Annotated in this window: 1 protein-coding gene; it reads left to right on the plus strand. The window is 43.5% G+C overall.

Annotation, left to right across the window (positions count from 1 at the left end):
* Positions 1-1,225: phage major capsid protein (locus Q0212_RS03285; RefSeq protein WP_297922171.1), on the plus strand; the 1,225-nt coding region annotated here is incomplete at its 5' end.
* Positions 1,226-1,308 lie beyond the last annotated feature (83 nt).

Raw genomic sequence — 1,308 nt, forward strand, 5'->3', positions numbered from 1 at the left:
CATGACTGATATTACCGAAGTAAAAAAGTTAATTGATGATGCAGGCAATGCCGTATCTCAATTACGCCAATCCCAACAAGAAGCCATTGCCGAAGTTAAAAAGCATGGTGATGTTTTAGCCGAAACAAAATCAAAACAAGATGCGATTCAAAACGACATCACTGGTTTGGTTCAAGCTATTCAAGAAGTTAAAGCCGCTCAATCTGCACAGATTCAAACTGGTAGCGATGGTTTAACTAAAGAAGTGCGTGAAGCAAAAAGCGCGTTATTCAAGAAAATGCGCGGTATGCAATTAAGCGATACTGAGCAAAAAGCATTAAGCACGATTACTAATCCCGATGGTGGTTATTTAACTACGTCCGACACAACTGGTCGTATTATCCAACGTATTCGCGACAATTCACCTGTTCGCCGTTTTGCCAATGTTAAAAACACAGGCAAAGAAACAGTGACAGGTTTGATTGATAATGGGCGTAACAGCTATTCGTGGGGTTTTCAAGGCAATACGCCAAGCACCACAGCGACTAAGCAGTTTGGCCAATACGAAATCAAAGTTAAAAAACTTTACGCATACCCAACCGCAACAACTGAAATGCTTGAAGATGCTGATTACGACATCGAAGCAATGATTGTTAATGATGCGGCTCAAGGTTTTGCAGAGGGTGAAGCACACGGGTTCTTATTAGGTAACGGTGTATTACAACCACGCGGCATGATGACTGTTGCTACCGCATACACGGGCGACAATACCCGCGCATGGGGTACAGTACAAAAGTTCAAGACAGGCGTAAATGGTGGTTTTGCTGTAACTCCTAACGGTGGCAAGATTTTGATTGATGCTGCTATGTCCTTACGCGGTGCTTATCGTGCGGGTGCTATTTGGGGCATGAATCGGTTTACTTTTGCAGAAGCGATGAAGTTGCAGGACTCCGATGGTAACTTTATTTGGCAGCCAACTTGGAACTTGACTGATTCGCCGTTTGGTATGATTTTAGGTATCCCAGTAGTGCCTGATTTTGACCACATGGCCGATATTGCTAACGACAGCTTGTCTATGTTTGTTGGTGATTTAAACCAAGCCTACCAGATTGTTGACCGTCGCGGCGTTAATGTGATTCGTGACAACATCACTAATCCAGATGTGGTGCAATGGTACTTTACTAAGCGCACAGGTGGCGATTTGGTGAACTCCGAAGCCGTCCGTTTTATTGAATTCAAGGCTTAATGGGAGTAATGAACATGACTATCAATAAAGATTTACACAATCAAGTTAGCGTAGGCGTTGCCATTGCTTTAACAGCCGTTGCC

The sequence above is a fragment of the uncultured Agitococcus sp. genome (assembly GCF_937920075.1).
Classification (GTDB): Bacteria; Pseudomonadota; Gammaproteobacteria; order Pseudomonadales; family Moraxellaceae; genus Agitococcus.